Origin of the sequence: Flavimobilis soli (genome assembly GCF_002564025.1) — a bacterium.
Classification (GTDB): Bacteria; Actinomycetota; Actinomycetes; order Actinomycetales; family Cellulomonadaceae; genus Flavimobilis; species Flavimobilis soli.
Map to the genome: position 1 here is coordinate 1856672 of NZ_PDJH01000001.1, position 15423 is coordinate 1872094.

A 15423-nucleotide genomic window follows, 5' to 3' on the forward strand; every position below is an offset into this window, starting at 1 on the left:
GGCGCCGCCGCACACCACTCGGGTGCGGCGGCGCCCGCACGCAACCCCCTGTCCGGTCACCAGTCGTGGACCGTACCGTCCGCGAGCCGGTTGTACGGGAGGTAGGCGACCTCGTACGGGTACCTGCCCGCCTCGTCGACGTCGAGCTCGACGCCGAGACCGGGCTTGTCGCCCGGGTGCAGGTAGCCGTCCGTGAAGGTGAACGACTGCTGAAACACCTCGTTGGTCCGCTCGCCGTGCTGCATGTACTCCTGGATCCCGAAGTTGTGGGCTCGTCGCGTCGGACCTGACCAACCCGTTCTTCTTCGAGATCATCCGTGGCGCCGAGCGCGCGGCCGCTGAGCAGGACTACACGCTGCTCGTCGCGGACGTGAACGAGTCGACCGAGGTCGAGCGGCAGGCGCTCGACCGCACGGCGGGCATCGTCGAGGGGATCGTGCTCGCGACGTCGCGCCTCTCCGACACGTCGATCCGCGCGATCGCGCGGCGCCAGCCCGCCGTCGTGCTCAACCGCGTGGTCACGGACGTCCCGAGCGTCGTGACGGACAACGCGCGCGGCATGCGCCGCGCCGTCGAGCACCTTGCGCAGCTCGACCACCGCACGATCACGTACCTCGCCGGGCCGGAGGCCTCCTGGGCGGACGGCATGCGGTGGCGTGCGGCGCAGGAGGCTGGGCACGAGGTGGGACTGCGCGTGCGCAGGCTCGGACCGTTCGCGCCCACGCGGGAGGGCGGGCGCGCGGCGGCACGCGCGTTCGCCGGGTCGCGCACGACGGCGGTCGTCGCGTATAACGACCTGCTCGCGATCGGCTTCATGCAGGAGGTGCAGTCGTGGGGCGTCTCCGTGCCCGGCGACGTATCGGTCGTCGGGTTCGACGACATCTTCGGCGCGGACTTCTGCTCGCCAGCCCTGACGACGGTCGCGGCGCCGCTCGCCGCGCTCGGCAAGCACGCTGTCACGGTGCTCGCGGAGCGGCTCAGCACGGTGGGGCTGCGGGGCGCCCGGACGGTCGTGCCGCGCCGGCCGGCGCTGCTGCCTGCGGCGTTGCGGGTCCGCGAGTCGACGGGCCCGCGCCCGCGCCGCCAGCGCGCCTGGACGCCGCCCCCGGCCTGAGCGGAGCTACGCGCCACTGTCCGTCCCTCGCCCCCAGCCGCGCCACAGATCGCCTCGTTGCACATGCGAAGCGTGGAGCAGGGCGATCTGTCGGGTGACGCGACTGCGCCTCGGATGCACTGATCGCCCAGGTGCACCCATGACGTGTGCATCCGGGCGATCGGTGGTCTGCCGGCGGGTTGATCCACAGGTTCGGGACATATGTGGCGGCGTGCGTGGCGGATCGCTACCTTGCTCACCATGCCCGCGACCTCCTCGTTCGTCCTGCGCTGCGCCACCGCCGTCTTCGCAGCCGTGCTCCTTGCTGGGTGTACCGGGGAGGAGGCGCCGTCGCCGACTGCGGCCCCGACGACGCCGGTCGCGAGCACACCTGCGGCGAGCGGCTCGCCGACGGAGGCGCCCACCGCGTCGTCGACCGCGGAGCCGGAGATCGAGAAGATCACGACGCCGCCAGCGGTGCCCGTGGACCTCAAGACGCCGGGCAAGGTCGGTTCGAAGGCGGCCGTCGAGTACTTCGTAGCGCTGTACGGCTACACGTTGAACACGGGCGACACCTCGCTGCTGCGTGCGGCATCGACGGAGACCTGCGACTACTGCAGGAGCCTCGCCGACGGCATCGACGCAGAGTTCGACTCGGGCGTTCAGACAGCGGGCGACGCTGCCACCATCAACGTGATCAGACAGCACGAAGGCGAGTCGACCAGTAGTGAGCACGTTTGGCTGATGGAACTTCACTTCGCGCCCTACGAGACTCTCGCCGCAGACGGCGCCTCCGTGGAGAGCAAAGGTCCCCGTGAAGAGACCCTCGGGCTTGTCGCAGCATGGGATGGGACCCGGTGGCGAGTAGCGGATTATGTCGACGTGGTCGAGCTGGATCGCAGCTCGTGATGGGGTACCCCGGACAGGTCCACCTGGTCCTTGCCCTTTCACTCAGTCTCTTTTCGACGCCAGGCGCCCCTGCGTATGTCGGACGCAACTCTCCTCGGCCTGGTGTAGTCGACGCGGCAATTCAACACGACGCGGGCGACCAAAAGGGCACATCACGATTCACAAGTTCCGTGAAGAGCCCCCGTCAGATCGAGATCGAAGGAACGGTCCGGGACGCGGACCTCTCGCCAAGGCCCGTTGGACGCCCCGCCACTGGACCGCCGCTCACCGAAACTCGTGTTCTTGATCCGAACTTCTGCCAGCCGGGATCTCCGCAGGCTTTCGCCACCGCGTATATCCAGCTCTGTCTCGACCCCGTCGAGGAATGCCCAGAGGGCGAGGTTCTCCAGCCCGCGCGCGAGACCCGCTCGCGTCCCGCTGGGGACGCGGAATGGGGGCCTTGGCAGCCGCTGTCGCCCGCGACCTGCGTGATCCCAGGCGAGGGCGACCTCATCGACGACGTGCGCCGCGCCTTCGCCGAGATGACCATCACCGCGCCGCCGGTGACCGTGATCGACGGGCGCGGGTGGACCTTCGTACAGATCGACACCATCGTCTACTCCGACGACACGCCCCAGACCCTCACCACGACCGTCGGCGGCACGCCCGTCGAGATCCGAGCGACCCCGGTCGAGTGGCGCTGGGACTTCGGCGACAAGACCAAGCCGCTGACCACCACCAAGCCGGGCGGGCCCTACCCCGACAAGACCGTCACCCACGTTTACACCCGCCTCGGCACCTACACCGTCACCCTCACCACCACCTGGCAAGGCCAATGGCGCCTCGTCGGCGAAACGCAGTGGCGCGACGTCGACGGGCAGAACACCACCACCAGCACCTCCGAACCCTTCACCACCCACGAGATCCGCACCCGCCTCGTCACACCACCCGGCTAGACGCAGGAGGCATCGAGGCGAGCGCCCCAAGGCGGCCAGTCGTGATCGATCGCCCGGATGCACACGTCACGTGTGCATCCGGGCGATCCGTCGAGCAGGACGCGGGCCGAGAGGAGGGGGGAGCGGGGGCGCGCCTCCTAGACGAGGAGCCCGGCGAGGAGCCCGGGAGTACGCAGCTCAGTCGCGCGGCAGGACCGTCAGCACTCGCTGGATGTGCTCCGCGAACTCCTTCATGAACTCGGTGAGGAACTCGCCCACGGACTCGTCGGTGACGCCGCCCTCGCCGTCGAACAGGTCGGGTGTGACGGTGATGTACGCCTCCGGGGAGGTCATCTGGCGGGCGTTGCAGTAGCTCAGGACGCCGCGGAGCGACTGCTGCGCCACCGCCGTCCCGATCTTGCCGACGGACGCGCCGATCACGGCGGCGGGCATGTGGTCGAACGAGTTCTGGCCCCACGGCCGGGACGCCCAGTCGAGCGCGTTCTTGAGCACGCCCGGGATCGAGCGGTTGTACTCGGGCGTGACGAACAGGACCGCGTCCGACGCCGCGATCGCGTCCTTGAGGGCACGTCCCTCGGCGGGGTAGTCGGCGTCGTAGTCCGGGCTGTACAGCGGGAGGTCCCCGATGGGGATCTCGGTGAGCTCGAGGTTGTCGGGCGCGACCTTCGCGAGCACGCGGCTCAGCTCACGGTTGATCGACGTGGACGAGAGGCTGCCGACGAAGCAGCCGACCTTGTACGTGGCCATCGTTGTCTCCCGGTCGAGGTGTGGTCCTCTCACGGTCGCACCGCACCCGCCCGCCCGCACCCCGTGCAAAGGCGCGCGCCTCGCACGGATCGCCCGCATCCACACGTGGTGCGTGCACGAGGGCGATCGGTCGGGAACCCCCGGGGACCTACCGGACGACGAGGACCTGCGCGTGCACGACGGCCGCCACGAGCTCGACGTCGTCCACGAGCGCCGGGTCCATGAGGGCCAGGAGCTCGCGGCTGGCCGCGCCCGTGGGCGCGCCGATGAGCGGGCGCAGCCGCCCGACGAGCGGATCCGAGAGCGCCGGGCCACCCGCCCGGACGGAGGCGGCCCAGGCCGCGAGGGCGGCCACGGCGCCGTCGGGCATGCGTCCGGCCGCGCGCTCGCGGCGCAGCGTCGGCAGGATGCGCACGCCGTTGAGCAGGAAGAGCTTGCGCTCCTCGTACGGCACGACGTCGTCCGTGAAGGTCGCGCCCGCCGTCTCCCAGGCGGGGCGGGGCCCGCGGAACTCGCCGGCGAGGACCCACTCGGCGAAGGGCTCTGTCGCGACGGGGGCGGCGTCGTCGAAGCCAGCGGCGCGGGCTCGCGCGACGTCCGCGTCCGTCGAGGCCGGGGTGATGCGGTCGACCATCGTCGTCACGTAGGAGACGTGCTCGTCGGCCCAGGCCTGCAGGCTCGGGTCCACGAGCGATGCCAGGTCGTCGACGACGCCGCGCAGCACCTCGCCGTTCGCAGGCAGGTTGTCGCACGGCACGACCGTCAGCCCGCCCCCACCGGCAGCGCGCCGCGCAAGGAGGAGCGCGACGATCTTGGCGGGGGCGGTCTGGACGGGTGCGCGCGGGTTGGCGCGCAGGAGCGCCACGTCTCGCGCGACGTGCGGGTCCTCGTGGTCGATCCCGGAGGCGCCGCGGACGTAGCCGGCCTCGGTGACGGTCGTCGTCATGACGGTGACGGCCGGGTCGGCGGCATAGCGCAGCAGGGCCTCGTGGTCGGTGCCGGCGTGAGCGGCGACGAGGGACTCGACCGTCTGGACGCGGTCCGCACCCGGGGCGAGCTCGGCGAGCGTGTACAGCCCGTCCTGGGCGCTCAGCGTGTCGGCGAGGGCGCGGGAGCGGCCGGTGAAGGCGGCGATGCCCCACTGTGCGGCGTCGTCCGCGTGCGCGGTGTACCAGGCCTGGTGCGCGCGGAAGAACGCGCCGAGGCCCAGGTGCACGTGCCGCACGGGCGGTGCCGGGCGGGTGCGGCGCAGCGGCGCGGCGCTCACAGCCCGAACGCTTTCGCCGGGCGGCCGACCACGAGGTCGACGGCGATCTCGGCAGCCTCGTCCTCGTCGAGCCGGTGCTCGGCGACGAGGCCCGCGAGGAAGCCGGCGTCGAGGCGGCGCGACATGTCGTGGCGCGCGGGGATCGAGCAGAAGGCGCGCGTGTCGTCGATGAAACCGCTTGTCCGGGAGAAGCCGGCGGTCTCGGTGACGGCGGCGCGCCAGCGCCGGATCGCGTCGGGGGCGTCGAGGAACCACCACGGCGCGCCGACGTAGACGCTCGGGTAGAAGCCCGCGAGCGGCGCGATGTCGCGCGAGAACGCGGTCTCGTCGAGCGTGAACAGCACGACCGTGAAGCCGGGGCTCGTGCCGAAGCGTTCGAGCATCGGGCGCAGATGGTCGGTGTAGGAGACCTCGAGCGGCAGGTCTGCGCCGACGTCGGCGCCGTACTGCTCGAACGTCGGGGTGTGGTGGTTGCGCCGCACGCCCGGGTGGATGGTCATGGTGAGGCCGTCGTCGGCGGACATGCGCGCCTGCTCGAGGAGCATGTGGCGGCGCAGCGCAGTGCCGTCCGCCGTGCCGACGTGGCCGCGGAGCGCGTCGGCGTAGATGCGTTCGGCGTCGGCGCGGTCGAGGTCGAGGGTGCCGGGGTCGACGTGCGAGTGGTCGGCGGAGACGGCGCCGTGCTCCTTGAAGTGGGCGCGCCGCGACTCCATCGCCGCGACCCAGCCGCTGAACGTGTCTGTCGGGACGCCTGCGACCTCGCCGAGACGCGCGACGTCGTCGGCCCATGCAGGTGCCGTGACCTCGAGGTAGCGGTCGGGGCGGAAGGTCGGCACGACGCGACCCGTGAACGACGGGTCCGCCGCGAGAGCGGCGTGCGCGGCGAGGTCGTCGACGGGGTCGTCGGTCGTCGCGAGGAAGGAGATGTCGAAGCGGTCGAAGAGCGCTCGCGGTCGGAATCCTGGCTCGGCGAGGCGCGCGGCGATCGTGTCGTAGACGGCGTCGGCGGTCTCGGCGCTCGGGCGCACCGTCACGCCGAAGACGTCGACGAGCTCGGACTCGAGCCAGAACCGTACGGGCGTGCCCGCGTACGCCGACCAGTGCGTGCACAGGTGCCGCCACGCGCGGCGCGCGTCGGCCTCGGAGAGCGGTCCTTGCCCGACGCCGAGCTCGGCGAGAGGCACGCCCGAGGCGTGCAGGAGGCGCGTGACGTAGTGGTCGGGCGTCAGCAGGAGGGAGGTCGGGTCGGCGAACGGCTCGTCGTCGAGCAGCATGGCCGTGGGGACGTGACCGTGCGGGGACACGATCGGCAGGTCGCGCGTCAGGTCGTAGAGACGGCGCGCGACGCCGCGAGCGGCCGGGTCGGCGGGGAGCAGCCGGTCGGGGTGAAGTGTCCAGGCGTCCATGCCTTCGAGTCTCGGCAGGGCCGCTCAGGCCGGCAATCGGTTGCCGTGACTTGCCCCCGGCGGGGCCGTCAACGGCGACCGACGACGTCGCGCCGCCCGTGCTGGAGGCGATCAGCCCGCCAGCATCACCGCTGGTCGGAGCCCTCAGCAGGGCTGCCGCCGTCGCCCTCCGCGCGCTCTTCCTCGCGCAGGCGCGGCTCGGTGCGGAACTCCGGACGGAAGCCCGACTTGTCCTGGTAGAACTCCCGGACGACGTCCATGTCCTTGCGCACGTCGCCCGTCGGCACGAACGTCATGCCGAGCCCGGTCGTCATCGTGTCGCGGTCCACGTAGCCGAGCGTGATCGGCAGACCCGCCTCGACGGCGATGCGGTGGAAGCCCGACTTCCAGTACCTGCCCGACGACCGCGTCCCCTCCGGCGTCACGACCAGGTAGAAGCCCTCGCCCGAGCGCACCCGATCGACGATGTCCGTCACGATGCCCGCAGGGTTCGACCGGTCGACGGGGATGCCGCCGAGCAGCCGCATGACCCATCCGAACGGCGGCTTGAAGAGCGTGTGCTTGCCCAGGTACTTGACCTTCAGGCCCAGGTCCCACGCGATGCCGAGCATGAGGATGAAGTCCCAGTTCGACGTGTGCGGCGCCCCGATGAGCACCCCCACCCCGTCCGTGGGGACGACCGTCGACCGGTGGGTCCACGGGCTGATCTTCCAGCCCAGACGAGCGATGCCACGACGAATCCTCATGCGCACACAGTAGGGGCTCCCGGGCCGGATCATGAGACGACGCCCGCCGTGGCGAGCAGCCCCGGCGACGATCGGACCATGACCGACGTCCCCGACCGCACGCCGCACGTGCGCCGCGCGCGCCTCGAGGACGCGCCCGTGCTCGCCGTCGTCCACGTGCAGGCCTGGCGCGAGACCTACCCCGGCCTGCTCTCCGACGAGCTGCTCGCGAACCTCTCCGTCCCCGAGCACGAGGCGATGTGGCGGGAGATCCTCACCGGACCCGACGCCGAGGGGGCGTGGCTCGCCGAGGTGAGCGGCGACGTCGTCGGCTTCACCCTCGCGCGCACCCCGCAGGACGACGAGGCACCTCGCCCCCTCGAGCTCGGGATGATGTACGTGCTCGACGCCGTCAAGGGCGCGGGCGTCGCCGACGCCCTGGTCATGGCAGCCCTCGGCGACGAGCCGGCCTATCTCTGGGTCGCGCGCGACAACCCCCGCGCCCGCCGCTTCTACGCCCGCCACCGCTTCGTCGCCGACGGTGCCGAGAAGACGATCGCCCACTGGGACGACATCCTCGACATCCGGATGGTCCGCTGACGCTCGTCGTGCGGGCGTCCCTGCCTCGGCATACGGTCGAAGAACCGCGATACCGACAAGCTCCAGGAGGAGACATGGGACTCGACGACAAGCTCAAGAACTCTGCGCAGAACCTGCAGGGCAAGGGCAAGGAGGCGGCCGGCAAGGCCACCGACGACGAGCGTCTCGAGGCGGAGGGCAAGGGCGACCAGGTCTCGGCCAACCTCAAGCAGGCCGGCGAGAAGGTCAAGGACGCTTTCAAGAACTGATGGACTGATGCGTTCGACGCTCGACCGCGTCCATCCCCCGCAGGTCCGCTCGCGCGGCCTGTGGGGGAGGCGCGTCGGTGCGTTCGTGCTCCTTCTCTTCATCGCCGCCGGCGCGAGCGGCCTGCTCGGCGTCCGGTCCACGACCAGGAGCACGACCGAAGGGGCCGTCACCGTCTCCGTCACGTACGCCGCGACCGCACGCAGCGGCCTCGACGTCCCCTGGCAGGTCGTCGTCGAGCGAGCCGGAGGGTTCGACGCGGAGATCACGCTCGCCGTGACCGGCGACTACTTCGACATCTACGAGACCCAGGGCTTCTCCCCGGAGCCCACCGAGGAGCAGCGCGACGGCGCTCAGCTCTTCCTCACCTTCGCCGCCCCCGACGGCGACACGTTCGTCGTCGACTTCGACGCGTACATCCAGCCGGCGTCCCAGATCGGCCGGACCGGCACCGTCGCCGTCGTCGAGGCCGACGGCACCCAGGTGGCGACGACCGAGTTCACCACCCGCATCGTCCCGTAAGAACCAGGTCGCCGAGCCGAGCCCGGCGCACGCTGCTGAGGAGTGGCCGTGGAGACTGTCGTCCGCGCCGTCGTCGTCTTCGTCTTCCTGTGGGGGATCACCCGTGTCGTCGGACGCTCGACACTCGGCGCGCTCAGCTCCTTCGAGCTCATCCTCTTCATCTGCATGGGCGACCTCGTGCAGCAGGCCGTCACCCAGCAGGACTACTCCGTCACCGGCGCGATGCTCGCCGTCGGGACGTTCGCCCTCCTGACGATCGCCCTGTCGTGGGTCAACGCGCGCTTCCCCGCAGCGCGGCGGTTCACGCACGGCGTCCCCGTGGTCGTCGTGCACGACGGCGAAGCGCAGGCCGACGTCATGCGCGCCGAACGCCTCTCCCTCGACGACCTGTACGGCGCCGCGCGTCAGCAGGGCATCGACCGCATCGGGAGCGTGCGCCTCGCCGTCCTCGAGACGAACGGCCAGATCTCGTTCTTCCCGTACGAGAGCGGGGGAGACGCGGGAGCGGAGAGCAAGCCCGAAGCAGGGTGAAGCCTCGGCCCTGGCCGGCGCCGTCGGCCCGGCTCAGTCCAGCTCGGCGTCGTGCACGCAGATCGCGATCTGCACGCGGTTCTCCACCTCGAGCTTCGTGAACAGCTTGCCTACGTGCGACTTCACCGTAGGCACCGACATGAACAGCGTCGCGGCGATCTCGCTGTTGCTCAGCCCACGGCCGATCGCCTGCGCCACCTCGAGCTCGCGCTCCGTGAGCCGCGCGAGACGCTCGCGTGCGCACGTGCGCCGCGCCGACGGCTCGTCGGGGATGCGCCCGTCACCAGGGGCGCTCGGCGTCGCGACCGCCGCGATGAGCTGCGCCGTGACCGACGGCGAGAGCGTCGGCTCGCCCGCCGCCGCGGCGAGGACGTCGCGCACCAGACGCTCGGGCGGGGTGTCCTTGAGCAGGAAGCCCGTCGCGCCCGCGCGGAGGGCGCCGAGCACCATGTCGTCGGCGTCGAAGGTCGTCAGGACGATGATCCGCAGGTCCGGGCGCTGCGCGAGCAGCGCCTCGGTCGTCGCGAGGCCGTCCCGGCGGGGCATGCGGATGTCCATGAGCACGACGTCGGGCTGGGTCGCGCTCACGACCTCCTCCGCCTCGAGGCCGTCCCCGGCCTCGCCGACGATCTCGATCGAGCGGTCACCGCCGAGGATCATGCGCAGCCCGGCGCGGACCAGCGGATCGTCGTCGACCAGGACGACGCGGGCAGACGGTGCGGACGGGGAGTTCGCGTCGGTCGTCATGGGCGCAAGCCTTTCACGGAGGCCGTGCCGCTCGCGCGGAGCAGCGCATGGCACGTGCCGGATTCGTCCGTTAGCGTGACGGTATGTCGGGCCCGAGCACTGGTGCGAGGCGTGGGTGGAAGCACGACCCCGCAGCCGATGAGATCCGCGCGGCAGCGGCAGACATCGTGGTCGCCGCCGGTGACACGGCTGCGCTCACGCACGACGCCCTCGCCGACCGGACGGGTCTCGACCCGGAGATCATCAGGCTCTATCACGCCGACATCGACGCTCTGCTGCACGATCTTCTGCGAGCCGCCTACCAGCGACTGCTCGAGCGCATGGACCTCGAGGTCTCGCTGCTGGCACCCGGCGCGACGGCGCTCGACGAGCTCAAGGCGCTCGCGGTCGGCTACGTCACGTGGGCGGTCGAGGACCCGTGCGGCTACGCGCTCGCGTACGGGGTGCGCAACGAGAAGGAGCTGGGGCTCGCGGGCCTCGACGACGGCGCGTCGCCGGCAGCGCAGGCGCTCGACACGGTCATCGCGGGTGTCGCGCTCTGCCGGCCCGACGTCACCCCCGACGTGGCGCGCGAGCTCGCCGTCGGGCTGTGGCTCGCCCTGCACGGGTTCATCCGGATCCGCGCCGACCGCCCGCTCGTCGTGCTGCCGCCGACGACGCACCTGATCCACACGATCGTCGACGTGTTCGCCGTCGTGCCCGGACCGGGGCCTGGCCTGCGCCTCGTGAAGTAGGACGGCGCCCCGGCCTCGCGCGAGGGCACCGCCGTGGACCGCGCCCGTCACGACCAGGGGAGCCACGCCGACACGACGTAGCGGCCCGAACGGTCCGGCCCGTGGTGCAGCTCGCCGCCCGCGAGGCTCGCGCGCTCGGCGAGGCCCGTGAGCCCGAGCCCGGACGACGGCGGACCGTCGTTCGGCCCGCGCTTGCCCGAGGGGCGGGCAGCGGGGAGGGCGTTGAGCACCTCGATCGTCAGGCGGTCCGTCCCGTCAGGCGACGTCGTGCGGCCGACGCTCACGTCGACCGGCATGCCCGGCGCGTGCTTGCGCGTGTTGGTCAGGGCCTCCTGCACGATCCGGTACGCGGCGCGGCTGACGGCGCCCGAGAGCCCGGGCAGGGCTTCCTCGACCTCGGCGGGGATGTCGAGCGCAACCGTCGTGCCCGCCGACCGGGCAGCGGTGATGAGCTCGTGGATGTCACCGAGCCGCGGCTGCGGCCGCTCCGGTGCCGAGGACGACGAGCTCGCGCTCGGGTCGCGCAGCACGCCCAGCACCTCGCGCAGCTCCTTGAGCGCGAGGTTCGCGTTGTCACGGATGATCGCTGCGGTCTGCGCCGTCTCCTCGCGGCCCAGGTCGGTGCGGTACGCGAGCGCGCCGGAGTGCATCGCGACGAGCGAGATGCGGTGCGCCAGGACGTCGTGCATCTCGCGCGCGATGCGCGTGCGCTCCTCGGCCCGCGCCTGGTCCACGCGGGCCGCCTGCTCGCGCTCAGCCGTCTCCGCGCGCGTGCGCAGCGTCGCGACCAGCTCACGGCGCGCCCCGACGTATGAGCCGACCGCGACGACGATGCCGTAGACGAGGAGGGTCACGATCATGAGCGCCCACCACGGGACGGTGGGCGTCATGTCGGGCGTCATCCGGTCGTAGACGACCGACAGCGACACCCAGCCGACGCCGAGCGCCGCGATCTCACGCCAACGGCGTCGCGTCGCGACCGACATGAGCACGACGAGCGACGGCGGCACGCCCGTCATCGAGAAGCTGCCCGCGAGGCACGCGACCGCACCCGCCAGGAGCGGCCACCGGCGACGCACCGCGAACGCCCCGAACGCGACGACACCGAGCAGGACGTCGAGCCCGAGCGAGCGGCCTGCGAACGCCGCATCCGTCGAGCCCGCCACCAGCAGCAAGAGCGAGGCGGTCACCGTGACGAGCCAACGCCAGGTCTCCTGCCAGGTCGTCAGCGGTGCAGGGAGGAACACTGCCCGGCGCGACTCAGGGTCGGACGTCGCTGCGACGGCGGGAGGCACTGGTGACATGGTCCCCCCACCCTAGGAGCGACATCGGGCAGGGGGAAGCGACCCCGGTCTCGGGCACCCCCTACCGTGGGTGGACCCACGCGAAGGACGCAGGGAGGACGCGCCCGCGCCCGCGGGACGATGTGGCCCCCGCCGCTGCACTGGTGCGATAGACGCATGATCACCGTGGAGAGACTCACCAAGCGTTACGGCGGCTTCACCGCCGTCGACGACGTGTCGTTCACCGTCCGTCCCGGACGCGTCACCGGCTTCCTCGGCCCGAACGGTGCCGGCAAGTCCACCGCCATGCGGATGATGTGCGGCCTGACCGTGCCCACCGCAGGCACCGCCACCGTCCTCGGCAAGCCCTACGCGGCGCTGCCCAACCCCGCGCGTCACGTCGGCGTGCTGCTCGACGCGTCCGCCCAGCACGCCGGCCGCACGGGCCGGGAGACGCTCACCCTCGCCGCGATCATGGTCGGCGCCGACCGCAAGCGCGTCGACGAGATGCTCGACCTCGTCGGTCTCACCCCGAAGGAGGCGGGCCGCCGCGTCCGCAACTACTCCCTCGGCATGCGCCAGCGCCTCGGCATCGCGACCGCGCTCCTGGGCGACCCGCAGGTGCTCATTCTCGACGAGCCGGTCAACGGCCTCGACCCCGCGGGCATCCGTTGGATGCGCTCGCTCCTCGCGGGCTTCGCGGAGCAGGGCGGCACCGTGCTGCTCTCCTCGCACCTCCTCCTGGAGATGCAGGAGGTCTCCGACGACCTCATCGTCATCGGCGGCGGCAAGATCGTCGCGCAGGGTTCCAAGGAGGAGCTGCTGAGCGTGCCCGGCTCGGTCGTCGCGTCGCTCGACGACGTCGCGCTCGCGACCGCGCTCGAGCGCGGCGGCTTCGAGGTCACGCTCCACGCGGGCGGCGGCCTCGCGACGTCGGCGCAGCCGGAGCAGGTGGGCGTCGTCGCACGCGACGCCGCGATCGCGCTCACGAACCTCACCCTCGCGCAGAACCATGGGCTCGAGGAGCTGTTCTTCAACCTGACTGCTGAGACCGCACGAGAGGAGGTGGCGGCATGAGCGCCGCGACCCTCACCACGCCGTCGGCCCACGCCGACTGGTCCGTGCCGCCGAGCGGCGCGCCCGGCGTCCCGTTCCGCCGTCTCATGCAGGCCGAGCTGCGCAAGCTCGTCGACACCCGGGCCGGGCGCGGGCTGCTCATCGCGATCGCCGCCGTGACGATCCTCGGCTTCGTCATCGTCCTCGCGACGTCCGACCCGGAGTGGCTCACGTTCTCCGAGCTCGTCACGGGTGCATCGTCGATCCAGATGATGATCCTGCCCGCGCTCGGCGTGATCGCGGTGACGAGCGAGTGGAACCAGCGCTCCGCCATGACCACGTACACGCAGGAGCCGCGGCGCGGCCGGGTGAGCGTCGCGAAGATGCTCTCGGCGTTCATCGTGACGCTCGTGTGCACGGCCGCGCTGTTCGTCCTGGGCGCTGCCGCCCACCTCGCTGCGATCGGCTTCGACCTCGCGCCCGCTGACTGGTCGGTCGACGGCTTCGAGATGTTCACGCTCGTGTTCATGCAGCTGCTCGTCGTGGCGCAGGGCGTGGCGTTCGGCATGCTCTTCCTCAGCACGCCGCTCGCGCTCGTCGTCTACTACGTGCTGCCGCAGGTGCTGACGCTCGTCCTGCAGCTCGTGTCCTGGCTGCGTGACATCGCCGGCTGGATCGACCTCAACATCGCGACCGGCGTGCTCTACGGCGGCGACCCGGTCTCCGGCGAGCAGTGGGCGAAGATCGCGGTCACGGTGACGATCTGGGTTGTCGTGCCGTACCTCGTCGGCCACTTCCGGATCACTCGCCGCGAGGTCAAGTAGCCGATCGCGGGGGCCTGGCGCGCACCCGCACCCGACCGCAGCCGGGCGCCCGCAGGGGGAGCGCCCGGCTGCGTGGCGTCCCGCCGTCCTGCGCCGGCCGCGTCGCCGTGCACCGCCCGCGTCGCTTTGCCCCGCCTGCGCCGCCTTGGCCCGCCCGCGTCGCCTTGCCCCGCCCGCGCCGCCTTGGCCCGCCCGCGTCGCTTTGCCCCGCCCGCGCGGCCCCGTCGGGCCGTCTCGCGAGGTAGGGGCTTTCCCGCGAGGTAGGGCCGTCCGCTCGAGGTAGGGCCTTGCAGCGCCCTACCTCGAGCGGACGGCCCTACCTCGGTGAAGGGGAGCGGCACTCTGGGCGGGCAGCGAGCAGAAGCGCCGTCGTAGGACGCCGGGCACCGAGGCACGGCTCGAGCGAGAGGTACGACGCCGGTCCGACCAGCGCCAGCGCCCTTCGCGGCGGTCGTAGGCTGGTGTGATGGTCACGCTCGTCATCTCCGCCGTCTGCTTCCGCGACGAGCAGGGCCGCATCCTCACCGTCCGCAAGAGCGGGACGTCGAAGTTCATGCTCGTCGGCGGCAAGCTCGAGCCGGGTGAGGACCCGGCCGCCGCTGCCGTCCGCGAGGTCGCGGAAGAGGTCGGCCTGGGCATCCGGCTCGAGGACCTCGAGCTGCTCGGGACGTTCGACTCCGACGCCGCGAACGAGACCGACACCCGCATCGCGTCGACCGTCTACCTCGCGCCACTGCCCGACGGCGCGACGCCGGAGGCAGCCGCCGAGATCGCCGAGCTCCAGTGGCTCGACCCCGCGACGGCGTCGGAGCGCGACGACCTCGCGCCGCTGCTCCAGCACCACGTCATCCCGGTCCTGCCGAGGCGCGCCGCCCAGCACTGAGAGAAGTGTCTGCCACTCATGCGGGGGCCTCCGTCGCGGGGAGCCGACCGCACTCCCGGACTCTTGGCGAGCCCGGCGAGACGGAGGGGCTCAGGGGAGCCGGAGCGCTGGCCGAGAGGTGTGCGGGATCGGGCCACGGACCATGCGACGGACCCGAGTCACGAGCACGTCGGGATCCCGAAGGTCCTCCTTCGTGACACGCAGCAGGCGCCACCCTGCCTCTACGAGGGCGTCTGCTCGACGCTTCTCCCGCATGAACGTCTCCAGCTCCGCGCCCGCGTACTTCGAGCGACCGTCGTACTCGATGAGGAGACGCCACTCCTCCCACCCCATGTCGGCGCGGAAGGTGCCGAGATGCGTGCGAACCTCGAGCTGCGTCGTCGGGCGAGGGAACCCTGCGGCGAGAAGGATCAGCCGCGTGAGGCTCTCGCCCGGGGACTCTGCGCCGACGTCGGCGCACGCGAGGATCTCGCGGGCGAGGCGGACTCCTCGTCGCCCGCTCCGGCGGGTGAGCAACGCGGCGACCTCGGCCGGGTCAGCACCTGATCGAAGTGCCGCATCAGCGATGACGAGCCCTTCCGCGGGCGACGACGTCATGGCGCAGTCGGCGACGGTCCGCGCGAGCGTCGTGGCGGGAAGCCCTCTGATCTCGGTGCGTTCGTCATCGGGGACGAGCGCGACGTGTCGAGCGACCGGGGCGCCGCGGCGGACGCTCGACCTGCTCCTTGACGTCACGTGAATCCTGGACGACGTACCCCACGTGGGGAGGTCCCACAGCAGTGCGGCCGTGGTGTGGGAGAAGCACGCGTGCGGGCCGAGCGTAGCGCTCAGTGCCACCAGGGCTGCACGAAGCTCGCGGTCACGGCGCTCGTGTGCGTCGGTTCCGGCGGGGTGGGCCGCGATGGAGGCTCCACG

Annotated in this window: 18 protein-coding genes and 1 pseudogene; 11 read left to right on the forward strand and 8 right to left on the reverse strand. The window is 71.8% G+C overall.

Going from position 1 to position 15423, the window contains the following annotated elements; translation table 11 throughout:
* Positions 1–56 precede the first annotated feature (56 nt).
* Positions 57–269, reverse strand: a pseudogene (locus tag ATL41_RS08455) (bifunctional D-altronate/D-mannonate dehydratase); the annotation flags it as partial.
* A gap of 17 nt (positions 270–286) precedes the next feature.
* On the opposite strand from ATL41_RS08455, the gene ATL41_RS08460 reads away from it, so the two are divergent.
* The 3 genes from ATL41_RS08460 to ATL41_RS08470 all read left to right on the forward strand — a co-directional run bounded on the left by ATL41_RS08460 (position 287) and on the right by ATL41_RS08470 (position 2937).
* Complete coding sequence (locus ATL41_RS08460) at positions 287–1114, forward strand: LacI family DNA-binding transcriptional regulator (RefSeq protein ID WP_098458082.1); 828 nt, start codon at positions 287–289, stop codon at positions 1112–1114.
* 240 nt (positions 1115–1354) lie between these two features.
* Positions 1355–2002 carry a DUF6318 family protein gene (locus tag ATL41_RS08465; RefSeq protein ID WP_143556595.1) on the forward strand — a complete coding sequence of 216 codons (648 nt, stop codon included), beginning with the start codon at positions 1355–1357 and terminating at the stop codon, positions 2000–2002.
* Positions 2003–2172: 170 nt separating this feature from the next.
* On the forward strand, positions 2173–2937 hold the full coding sequence (locus ATL41_RS08470; protein ID WP_169924532.1) for a PKD domain-containing protein: 765 nt from the start codon (positions 2173–2175) through the stop codon (positions 2935–2937).
* Positions 2938–3114: 177 nt separating this feature from the next.
* Here the strand turns inward: ATL41_RS08470 and ATL41_RS08475 are convergent, their stop codons facing one another.
* The 4 genes from ATL41_RS08475 to ATL41_RS08490 form a co-directional block, all read right to left on the reverse strand.
* A complete protein-coding gene (locus ATL41_RS08475) occupies positions 3115–3684 on the reverse strand; it encodes an NADPH-dependent FMN reductase (RefSeq protein WP_098458085.1) in 570 nt (189 codons plus the stop codon).
* Between the two features lie 148 nt (positions 3685–3832).
* Entirely contained in the window at positions 3833–4951 is a 1119-nt protein-coding gene (locus ATL41_RS08480; protein ID WP_219810377.1) for a mannitol dehydrogenase family protein, read from the reverse strand.
* On the reverse strand, positions 4948–6357 hold the full coding sequence (gene uxaC, locus ATL41_RS08485) for a glucuronate isomerase (protein WP_098458086.1): 1410 nt from the start codon (positions 6355–6357) through the stop codon (positions 4948–4950). Before uxaC ends, ATL41_RS08480 begins: the two co-directional genes overlap by 4 nt.
* A 125-nt stretch (positions 6358–6482) precedes the next feature.
* Complete coding sequence (locus ATL41_RS08490) at positions 6483–7103, reverse strand: 1-acyl-sn-glycerol-3-phosphate acyltransferase (RefSeq protein WP_098458087.1); 621 nt, start codon at positions 7101–7103, stop codon at positions 6483–6485.
* Positions 7104–7181: 78 nt separating this feature from the next.
* Between ATL41_RS08490 and ATL41_RS08495 the strand changes: the two genes are divergently transcribed.
* From ATL41_RS08495 to ATL41_RS08510, 4 genes are all read left to right on the forward strand, one after another.
* Positions 7182–7682, forward strand: a complete 501-nt coding sequence (locus ATL41_RS08495; RefSeq protein WP_098458088.1) for a GNAT family N-acetyltransferase — start codon at positions 7182–7184, stop codon at positions 7680–7682.
* Positions 7683–7756: 74 nt separating this feature from the next.
* Complete coding sequence (locus ATL41_RS08500; protein WP_098458089.1) at positions 7757–7930, forward strand: CsbD family protein; 174 nt, start codon at positions 7757–7759, stop codon at positions 7928–7930.
* Positions 7931–7937: 7 nt separating this feature from the next.
* On the forward strand, positions 7938–8450 hold the full coding sequence (locus ATL41_RS08505; RefSeq protein WP_098458090.1) for a hypothetical protein: 513 nt from the start codon (positions 7938–7940) through the stop codon (positions 8448–8450).
* 48 nt (positions 8451–8498) lie between these two features.
* Positions 8499–8981, forward strand: coding sequence for a DUF421 domain-containing protein (locus ATL41_RS08510; RefSeq protein ID WP_098458091.1), 483 nt, complete (start codon positions 8499–8501; stop codon positions 8979–8981).
* A gap of 33 nt (positions 8982–9014) precedes the next feature.
* Here ATL41_RS08510 and ATL41_RS08515 read toward each other — a convergent pair whose 3' ends face one another.
* Positions 9015–9728 carry a response regulator gene (locus ATL41_RS08515; protein ID WP_098458092.1) on the reverse strand — a complete coding sequence of 238 codons (714 nt, stop codon included), beginning with the start codon at positions 9726–9728 and terminating at the stop codon, positions 9015–9017.
* Positions 9729–9811: 83 nt separating this feature from the next.
* Between ATL41_RS08515 and ATL41_RS08520 the strand changes: the two genes are divergently transcribed.
* Positions 9812–10462 (forward strand): TetR-like C-terminal domain-containing protein, encoded by a 651-nt coding sequence (locus ATL41_RS08520; RefSeq protein ID WP_098458093.1) that lies wholly within the window; start codon positions 9812–9814, stop codon positions 10460–10462.
* Between the two features lie 47 nt (positions 10463–10509).
* On the opposite strand, the gene ATL41_RS08525 is transcribed toward ATL41_RS08520, so the two are convergent.
* Entirely contained in the window at positions 10510–11766 is a 1257-nt protein-coding gene (locus tag ATL41_RS08525) for a sensor histidine kinase (protein ID WP_098458094.1), read from the reverse strand.
* Between the two features lie 156 nt (positions 11767–11922).
* On the opposite strand from ATL41_RS08525, the gene ATL41_RS08530 reads away from it, so the two are divergent.
* The 3 genes from ATL41_RS08530 (at position 11923) to ATL41_RS08540 (ending at position 14508) form a co-directional block, all read left to right on the forward strand.
* Positions 11923–12822, forward strand: coding sequence for an ABC transporter ATP-binding protein (locus ATL41_RS08530; protein WP_098458095.1), 900 nt, complete (start codon positions 11923–11925; stop codon positions 12820–12822).
* The gene (locus ATL41_RS08535; protein WP_098458096.1) at positions 12819–13625 is read left to right on the forward strand and encodes a hypothetical protein; all 807 of its coding nucleotides are present in this window, start codon (positions 12819–12821) and stop codon (positions 13623–13625) included. The genes ATL41_RS08530 and ATL41_RS08535 overlap by 4 nt, the downstream gene beginning before the upstream one ends.
* Before the next feature lie 466 nt (positions 13626–14091).
* Positions 14092–14508: an NUDIX hydrolase gene (locus ATL41_RS08540; protein ID WP_181010237.1), complete on the forward strand. Its 417-nt coding sequence runs from the start codon at positions 14092–14094 to the stop codon at positions 14506–14508.
* Positions 14509–14598: 90 nt separating this feature from the next.
* Here ATL41_RS08540 and ATL41_RS08545 read toward each other — a convergent pair whose 3' ends face one another.
* Positions 14599–15345, reverse strand: coding sequence for a hypothetical protein (locus ATL41_RS08545; RefSeq protein ID WP_098458097.1), 747 nt, complete (start codon positions 15343–15345; stop codon positions 14599–14601).
* Between the last annotated feature and the right edge of the window lie 78 nt (positions 15346–15423).